Origin of the sequence: Nostoc favosum CHAB5714 (genome assembly GCF_020829495.1) — a bacterium.
In the GTDB taxonomy this organism is placed as follows: domain Bacteria; phylum Cyanobacteriota; class Cyanobacteriia; order Cyanobacteriales; family Nostocaceae; genus Nostoc; species Nostoc favosum.
The window spans coordinates 1-9,163 of sequence record NZ_JAIVFQ010000169.1; the positions used below are offsets into that span (position 1 = coordinate 1).

General features: G+C 36.9%; 5 protein-coding genes. 4 read left to right on the forward strand and 1 reads right to left on the reverse strand.

Annotated elements, in window-relative coordinates; translation table 11 throughout:
• Nucleotides 1–126 precede the first annotated feature (126 nt).
• From LC586_RS38455 to LC586_RS38470, 4 genes are all read left to right on the forward strand, one after another.
• The gene (locus LC586_RS38455; RefSeq protein WP_229491060.1) at nucleotides 127–4,215 is read left to right on the forward strand and encodes a non-ribosomal peptide synthetase; all 4,089 of its coding nucleotides are present in this window, start codon (nucleotides 127–129) and stop codon (nucleotides 4,213–4,215) included.
• Between the two features lie 5 nt (nucleotides 4,216–4,220).
• The gene (locus LC586_RS38460) at nucleotides 4,221–5,600 is read left to right on the forward strand and encodes a cytochrome P450 (RefSeq protein ID WP_229491062.1); all 1,380 of its coding nucleotides are present in this window, start codon (nucleotides 4,221–4,223) and stop codon (nucleotides 5,598–5,600) included.
• 267 nt (nucleotides 5,601–5,867) lie between these two features.
• Nucleotides 5,868–7,784, forward strand: coding sequence for an SDR family NAD(P)-dependent oxidoreductase (locus tag LC586_RS38465; protein WP_229491063.1), 1,917 nt, complete (start codon nucleotides 5,868–5,870; stop codon nucleotides 7,782–7,784).
• Nucleotides 7,785–7,961: 177 nt separating this feature from the next.
• Nucleotides 7,962–8,387 carry a DUF1636 domain-containing protein gene (locus tag LC586_RS38470; protein WP_229491065.1) on the forward strand — a complete coding sequence of 142 codons (426 nt, stop codon included), beginning with the start codon at nucleotides 7,962–7,964 and terminating at the stop codon, nucleotides 8,385–8,387.
• On the opposite strand, the gene LC586_RS38475 is transcribed toward LC586_RS38470, so the two are convergent.
• Nucleotides 8,334–8,552 carry an IS4/Tn5 family transposase DNA-binding protein gene (locus tag LC586_RS38475; RefSeq protein WP_229491067.1) on the reverse strand — a complete coding sequence of 73 codons (219 nt, stop codon included), beginning with the start codon at nucleotides 8,550–8,552 and terminating at the stop codon, nucleotides 8,334–8,336. The genes LC586_RS38470 and LC586_RS38475 overlap by 54 nt on opposite strands.
• Nucleotides 8,553–9,163 lie beyond the last annotated feature (611 nt).

Genomic DNA, 9,163 nt, shown 5'->3' on the forward strand with positions numbered 1-9,163 from the left:
TGTAATTGATGGTATTCAAGCTAGGGGAAAAAAAGGAAACTACAGTACGGAGCGTATCAAATTCAACTCCAATTCTTCAGGTTAAATTTTTGTTACATACTTATAAATTTTTCCACCCACCTACTTATGGATAAACAGTACTCTAACTTATCACCTGCTAAAAAAGCTCTTTTAGAAAAATGGAAGAAAGGAAAATTTCAAGCTGATACTATTCCCAAACGTCAAATATCTCAGAATATTCCCCTATCTTTTTCTCAACAGAGACTATGGTTTATTGACCAGCTCTATCATGGGAGTTCTTTCTACAATATTCCTATCACTTTTCATATACAAGGTAATCTAAATATAAAGGCACTTGAGCAAAGCTTGAATGAAATTCTCAAGCGTCATGAAGTTTGGCGGACAAATTTTAGGGTTGTAAATGGAGAGCCAATACAAGAAATTTCTCCCCAATCTACTTGGAATATATATATTATTAACCTAGAACATTTATCTGGTAAAGATTGGGAACCCGAAGTTAAACAAATTGCAGCAGAGTCAGCAAAAAAACCTTTTAATTTGGCTAAAGAGCTATTAGTGAGGGCTACTTTACTGCGATTGAGTGAAGAAGAACACGTTTTGCTTGTGACCATGCATCACATTATTACAGATGGATGGTCTTGCGATGTGTTCCTGCACGAACTGTCAACGCTGTATGCTGCGTTCTCAAAAAATCAACCTTCTCCCTTACCCGAACTCCCGATTCAGTATGCAGATTTTGCTGTTTGGCAACGCGATCGCATTCAGGGTGAATTCCTCGCAACCCAATTAAATTATTGGAAGCAACAACTTCAGGGTGAACTGCCTGTACTACAACTGCCAGCAGACCGTCCACGCCCTAACCTTACTACTTTCACAGGTGCCAAGCACTACTTTACATTCTCTGCATCCCTAACTAATGCTTTCAAGCAATTAAGTCAGCGAGAAGACGCTACTTTATTTATGAGTTTGCTGGCAGCATTTAACATATTACTATACTGCTACACAGACCAGGAAGATATCTTAATTGGTTCTCCAATTGCTAACCGCAACCGTGCAGAATTGGAAGGGATGCTGGGTTTATTTGTTAATACTTTGGTGTTACGTAATAATCTCAGTGGTAATCCCAGTTTTCGCGAACTTTTACATCGAGTACGGGAGGTGACTCTAGATGCTTATGGACATCAAGATTTGCCTTTTGAGATGCTTGTAGAAGAATTGCAACCCGAACGAGACTTAAGCCGAAATCCGCTTTATGAGGTAATGTTCGTCTTACAAAATACCCCAGGCTCTGTAGAGGAAGCGTCTGGTTTAACTTTACGTCCTTTGGAGTTTGATAGCGGTACGGCTCAACTAGATATTTTTCTATCAATGTCTGAATCCGCAGAGGGATTAACAGGCTGTTTAGAATACAACACAGATATTTTTGGTTCAACAACAATTAACCAATTTATTAACAATTTTCAAACTTTATTAGAAAATATAGTTGCAAATCCAGAGCAGCATCTGAGTGAATTATCGCTACTAACTGCCTCTGAACAAGAAGAATTATTATTTAAGTTTAACCAAACTCGTGCAGATTACCCTCAAGATGTATCTCTGCATCAATTATTTGAGGAGCAAGTTGAACTAAGACCTAATTATGTAGCATTAATTAGCGATTCTGAAGAAATAACTTATCGTCAACTAAACCATAGAGTTAATCAACTGTCACATCACTTACAAAAGCAGGATGTAACAAAAGAAACTTTGGTTGCTCTATGTTTAGAACGCGACCTAGATATGGTAGTGGGGATTTTAGCTATTCTCAAAGCTGGTGGTGCATACATTCCCCTTGACCCAAGTTATCCGGTGGAACGTTTGAATTTTATGCTCTCTGATTCCCAAGCATCGCTGTTAATTAGTAAGCAAGAAATTTTAGAAGAACTATCATTATCTGCGGCTAAAACCGTTTGCTTGGATATCCACAAAGAGGAAATTTCACAAGAAAGCTTGGAAAATCCCATTAACATTTCTGCTAGGAATCATCTTGCTTATATTATCTACACTTCTGGGTCAACTGGAACACCTAAAGGTGTTCTTGGTACCCATCGGGGTACAGTAAACGGTTTACACTGGTTGTGGAAGACCTATCCTTTCACTCCAAAAGAAGTTTGCTGTCAAAAAACCGCTATTAGTTTTGTCGATTCTGTCTGGGAAATTTTTGCTCCTTTACTTCAAGGAATTCCCATAGTAATTATCAGTAATGCAACTGTACTAGAGCCACAATTGTTTATAGAATCTCTAGCACAACACAAAGTCTCTCGAATTATACTTGTACCTTCATTATTACGACTACTTTTAGATAATTATAGCCATCTAGTTAAGCAATTAACGCACCTGAAATTCTGGATAACTAGCGGAGAAGCATTATCGGTTAAATTAGTTCAAGCTTTCGGAGAATTGATGCCATTTGCAAAACTAATTAATCTTTATGGTTCATCGGAAGTTTCCGCCAATGCGACTTACTACGATACTAGTTTATTATCAGAACAAGCTCACATTGTGCCCATTGGCTGTCCAATAGATAACACTCAAATATATGTATTAAATCGTGATTTACAGCCAACACCTATAGGAGTAGTTGGAGAACTTTATCTTGGTGGTGATGGGTTAGCAAAGGGTTATTTGCATCGCCCAGAATTAACCCAGGAAAGATTCATTGATAATCCCTTTATACCCGGAAATAAACTGTATAAAACAGGCGATTTAGTCCGATATGTCCAAGATGGTAATCTGGAATACTTGGGTCGTCATGATGAGCAAGTAAAAATTAGGGGTTTTCGAGTAGAATTAGGTGAAATAGCAACTGCGATCGCACAACATCCAGATGTGCAAGAATCTGTTGTAATTGCTAGCAATGACACTCAAGAGAATCCGCGTTTGATTGCCTATGTTGTTACAAATAAGCAGGATATAACTACACAAATTTTACTATTTTTACAACAAAAATTACCGAATTACATGCTACCATCTGCCTTTGTTGTACTAGATGCATTTCCACTTACACCTAATGGCAAGGTAGATAAGCGTGCGCTGCAAAACAGTGAAAATAAGTGGAAAAATACTCATAAATCCTTCATTGCTCCTCGTAATTTTACAGAATTATCATTAGTAAAACTTTGGGAAAATCTTCTTAAGACTAGCCCTATCGGGGTGACAGACAATTTTTTTGATTTGGGTGGTCACTCCTTTTTGGCTGTCCGCTTAATGGCTCAAATTCAAGACATATTTGGGCATAACCTCACCCTATCTACTCTCTTTGAAAATCCAACAATTGAAAAACTATCAACCATTGTCACTCAGCCACCTCGCGAGATTTCTAATTCTCCTCTAATAGCAATTAATTCTTCCGGTTCCAAGAAACCTTTCTTCTGTGTGCATGGCGCTGGTGGAGGTGTTAATAACTACTTTAATTTATCCAGAAGGCTTGGTGAAGATTATCGATTTTATGCTTTAGAACATAGCCCAGGGCAAGACATACCAGAAATCATGTCAGTAGAAGAGACAGCAACTCGCTACTTGCAAGAAATTTGTAAAGTACAACCAAATGGCCCTTATCTTTTAGGAGGTCATTGTTATGGTGGTGTACTTGCTTTTGAAATGGCACAACAACTACGAAGGCAAGGTCAAACAGTAGATTTATTAGTTGTTATGGATACTATATTATCAGAAACACCTATTGAATCTATAAAAGATGATGATGCTAAATTTTTACTCCGCATGGCAGAATCAATAAAAACTGATAATAATGTAGACTTTTCAGTAACTTTTGAGGAACTTCAATATTTGTCATTGAATGAGCAACTTGATTTGATTAATCAGAAAGCAAACTACATATTTAGCGATACAGAAGTTGAAGATTTTCTGAATTATTACAAACTTTTCAAGGCTCATGTTCAAGCCATGCGAGATTATGTTGCATCGGTTTATCCTGATAAAATAACTTTATTTAGAGCTAGTCAGAAAATTATTCATGATTTTGAAAGTACAGAATTTAATACTGATGATCCCTTACTAGGTTGGAGTAAATGCTCGATTCAACCTATACAATTAATTGAAGTTCCCGGAGACCATTTTTCGATGTTTGTTGAACCTCATATTCAGGAATTAGCTAAACAATTAAGAATTTGTATAGATAAGACTTTACCTAATTAATACCTATGAAACTACCTCCAACACCAAGAAACCCTAATTGGCTATTTTATCTCAAATTCGAGGCCGATCCATTTGGTTATATGGATGTTATTTACAAACATTATGGTGATATTATCACCATAATGTCTGATTCTCAGCCGATTATTTATATTAGTAACCCACAAGGTATTAAAGAAATTTTCAATAATACAAAAGAGATTACAGCTAGCGGTGCATTAAACCAAAGTTTTGCTATAGGTACGGGGAAGCAAGGCGTTCTGCAATTAGATGGTTGGCGTCATAAACACCGACGTAAACTCTTGATGACTTCCTTCCAAGGAGGGCGTACACAAGCTTTCGGACAACGTATCTGCGAACTTACAGATAAAATAATGAGTCAACAGGCGATAAGTAAATCTTTTCTTGCCTACGAAATTATCGAAGATATTGCACTCCGAATAGGCATAGAACTTGTAGTAGGTTTAAGCGAAGGCGATCGCTATGAAAAAATTAAGCATCTATTTAGTTTTTTGATGAAATATGAACAATCTTCTTTGATCAATCTTCTGTTAAAACTTCCCTTTGTGAACCGGGATTTCGGTAAATGGAGTCCACAGGGATATCAACTTAACCTTTATCAAAAAATTTTCCAATTGCTGTACTCAGAGGTTTCTGAACGTCGTCAAAAACCAGATTCCTTATCCAGCGATACTCTCTCCACTCTCATATCTGCTTGTGATGAAACAGGTGAAGCATTAAGCGATGAAGAAGTGCGCGACCTACTATTATCTCCTATCTTCGCAGCTCAACATGCTTCCGGTGCTGCGATCGCCTGGTCATTGTACTGGATTCATCGTCTACCTGAGGTTCGCGATAAACTACTCGAAGAGCTAAATACTCTTAGTGAATCTCCAGACCCTATGAGTATTGTTACATTGCCTTATCTAAATAATGTCTGCAATGAAGCTTTACGAATTTACCCAACTCAGTTATTCACTTTTCCCAGGTTAGTAGAGTCTCCGATTGAGATAATGGGTTATGAGTTTGACCCAGGAACAATACTAATTGGTAATATTTATTCTATGCATCAACGTGAAGATATATATCCAGAACCTAAACAATTTAAACCAGAGCGCTTCTTTGAAAAACAATACTCATCTTTTGAATTTCTGCCATTTGGTGGTGGTGCGAGGAGTTGTATTGGTGGAGCTTTTGCATTATTTGAAATGAAGCTAGTATTAGCAACGATTCTTTCACATTATCAGCTAGCATTAGTCAGTAAAAAACCAGAACGTCCCAAGTATGGAGGTTTGATTTCTTACCCCGCAAGTGGTGTGAAGATGGTCATGCATGGTAGGCGTAACTATCAAGGATACTCACAGCCACTTGTTTCTAGCTTGTTCTAGCCTTTGGATTTAGTTTTTCATCAACTGGATATAGATCGTAAGCAGTTGTGCAAAATTAAATAGACATTTTTGGAATTGTCATTGCGAATATATTAGGAATCTGATTTGATTCATGAAATTATTTGCGTCGGCAGGGAGTAGGTACAGACGCGATTAATCGCGTCTGTACGGAGTGGGGAATCAACTTTTTCCAGGTGTACGGAATTTTTTCACAAATCAAATAGGAGTCCTATAGCGTAGATGTGTTCTGCATCCAACAACTAAAAAATGACTTTACAAAAACAATCTCAGATCGCAAATGAAATCCTTCAAGGCAATCTTATTAAACTGATGTTCAAGTTATCAATTCCCAGTATTTTGGGGATATTGATGCTTAGTTTAAATAGTTTTATTGATGCTTTATTTGCAGGAAGGTTTCTTGGTGAAACTGCTTTAGCAGGTATCTCACTTGCACTGCCACTTACAAGTATAGTAAATGGATTTGCTAGCTTGATAGGGGTAGGCTCTGCTTCTGTTCTTAGTCGATCCATTGGATCTGGAGATGTTAAGACTCAATCCAAAATATTTGAAAGTATTATAATTTTAAGTGTTATATTTTCTTTTTTTATTACACTTATTGGTTATATATTTGGTGAAGAATTAATTGTACTCATGGGGGGAAATGGTGAAGTTGCCTCAGAAGGTACAAGCTATTTGAAAATATATGTATTAGGTTCTATATTTTTGATATTAGGAGAAGGCTGTGGTGAGGTGATAAATTCAGAAGGGAACATTAGATTAAATACAATATTTAACTTGATTTTTGTGAGTGTTAATATTTTATTAAACTATATATTTATTACGGTATATAATTGGGGTATCCAAGGTATTGCTCTCGCTACAGTTATAGCAATGGTTGTTTCTAGTATTTTGAATCTATCTTATTTTATTGCTGGGAAAAGCTTTATCCCTGTTCATCTAAAAAGAATAGCGATCGCAATAAATTTACTTCTAGAAATCATATCAGTAGGAGTATCTTCTCTGTTTTATCCAGTGATGATATTGGTTCAAGAATTTGTAATTTTTAATTTAATTTATGATTACGGAGATAATAGTGATATTGCTTTCTTTGGAGCAAGTGTAAAATTGTGTTCATTTACATATATTCCCACCATTGGTTTAGCAAATGCTTTACAGCCTATAATTGGTATGAATTATGGGGCAAATAATAATAGAAGGGTTAAAAAATCATATTTAATTTTTGCAGTTATCGGAACTATTTTATTAATCTTCATGTGGCTGCCTCTACAATTATATCCCAGTAAATTTTTGGGGCTAATTCTGCCAGAGGTTAATTTTACTGAAGATAATGTGTTAGATTTTAGAATTTTCAATATATTAACACCTATATGGGCTTTAGCATACTTTAGTAATACTCTTTTTTTATCTATAGGCAAAGGTAAAATTGCATTATTAGCAATATTTTTAAAAAAACTTGATGTGACGAAACCAAAAGAAGTGCAAGATGCTGTGAAGCAAGCAATTGATTATTTTGGACATATCGATGTACTCGTAAATAACGCTGGATGTAAAATTGTCGGACTAATTGAAGAACTTAGTGATTCTGAAGTTCGCCGTCAGTTTGATACGAATTTTTTTGGTGTTTTAGCAACGCTGCGTGCTGTAATACCTCACATGCGAAAGCAGCGTCAGGGACACATCTTAAATATTTCATCAATGGCTTCCTTTATGGCTGAACCAGGTGGAGGATTTTATATTGCTAGCAAACTGGCGTTAGAAGGACTTTCTGGAACTTTACATTATGAACTCCAACCTTTCGGCATCAAAGTCATAATAGTTGAACCAGGTGTTTTCTTTACTGATTTTCCTGTAAATTCTATTTTTGTAAATGATACCCAAATAGAGGAAGAGGAGTATAAAGCAATTATTGATGAACGACGTAATGAAGTCATTAAACCTGGTATGGAACGTAGTCGTCTAGAGGAGCCGGGAGACCCGAAGAAAGCTGCTTTAGCAATGATTAAAATAGTTGATATCGAAGAGCCAATAGTTCGATTAGCACTGGGAACCGATGCAATCGAGAGTATAAATTACGGGTTGGAGTATATCAAAAGAGATTTGGATGCTTGGAAAGAACTTTCTATCAGTACCGATTATGATGAAGTTGTGGCGAATAAGACCTAAATACAAAATTGTATAAGTTCATAACAAAATTGGCATCTACTACATCAGCCCTCTGGCTTCATCCTCTTCTTTTGGCAAAGGTATTGATTATACTCAGGAGTTGTATAAAATTTATAATTATGATTGGATCAAAAAACTGAAATGCTTAAGAAATTCTTCGTGTTTTTCGAGTCATTAATGACCCTTAAAAGAATCACCTCAATACACCCTAACTCCACGGTCAAACCAACCCTCTTCGTCTGTAAATCCTGCGATCGCTCCTCTGAAGAAAGACCAAAAAATCAACCCACCGACGGCAAAATTTTACTTGACAAAATCAACAGTTTATACAACGAAAAGTTGGCATCTGACGACTTAGAAATAAAACCCGTTGAATGCTTATGGGCTTGCAGCCAAGGCTGTGTTGTGTCCATATCAAGCCCAGACAAACCCACCTACCTTTTTGTTAATCTTCCCCCAGAAGAAAGTCCAACAGCCTTATTAGAATTTATGCAACTGTATATCAAAAGTCGTAAAGGCAGTATCGCCTGGAAAAAGTTTCCCAAACTATTACAATCCGCTATTTTTGCCCAAATTCCCCCTGTAGTTGCTGATAATAAGTAAGTCGGCGTGGAAAAAGCAAACTATATAAGGATAAATAAATACGGATTCCGACAGTGCTTTGCCAAATCCTTGACTTATAGCGTAGCCAATTGACATTGCACGCTCATTCAAACGAATGTCGCCTAAATCACAGGTCGCAAAATTTTTCTCCCACCAGTCCAACATTGCTTGTCCCCTCCAGCACCCGATTTCAATTACTGTACCGTATATGCTGTGCTTTCTCCTCAATCCTTTGTGAGCAAGCTTTTCGAGACTTAACGGGAAAAGTCAGTTGATATTGTGCCCTAAGTTACTTCATGTTATATGATTAAGCTAATTTAAAGTTGATTGATAATAATTGTCAATAGTTACTGTTTGTCTTCGGTTTCAGGGAAGTGATATTACTAGGTGTGGGGAAATAAATAGATGAAAATAGATAGATTATTTCAAAGCCTTGTGCTGACAAGTGCGGTTGTTCTTTTGGTCGGGACTTCTGCCAAAGGCGAGGAAATTCGAGAGGATAGAGTAGTTCGATCTTGCACCCAGGGAGTAAGAAAATCTTTAAAAGATAGGCTTGCAGTTACAGATACTCATAAATGTCCGGTATTAGTTCCCAGTTCCCGCAAACCTCGACAATTCGAGTCCCAACTAGCAAATTCTCTGAGTCAGGTAAACGTGAGTTCGACGGATAGGAAAGCCCAAAAAGGTTGCTATATATGAATTTACTCAAGTGGGCAGGCGGAAGCGATCGCTAAGATTAATTGAGAATCGGTAAAAAACTCACAAAAAAACGCCGA

Bases quoted from the DNA above. Each gene is read 5' to 3' on its own strand.
- LC586_RS38455 (WP_229491060.1), top strand. From the start codon at position 127: ATGGATAAACAGTACTCTAACTTATCACCTGCTAAAAAAGCTCTTTTA.
- LC586_RS38460 (WP_229491062.1), top strand. From the start codon at position 4,221: ATGAAACTACCTCCAACACCAAGAAACCCTAATTGGCTATTTTATCTC.
- LC586_RS38465 (WP_229491063.1), top strand. From the start codon at position 5,868: ATGACTTTACAAAAACAATCTCAGATCGCAAATGAAATCCTTCAAGGC.
- LC586_RS38470 (WP_229491065.1), top strand. From the start codon at position 7,962: ATGACCCTTAAAAGAATCACCTCAATACACCCTAACTCCACGGTCAAA.
- LC586_RS38475 (WP_229491067.1), bottom strand. From the start codon at position 8,552: ATGTTGGACTGGTGGGAGAAAAATTTTGCGACCTGTGATTTAGGCGAC.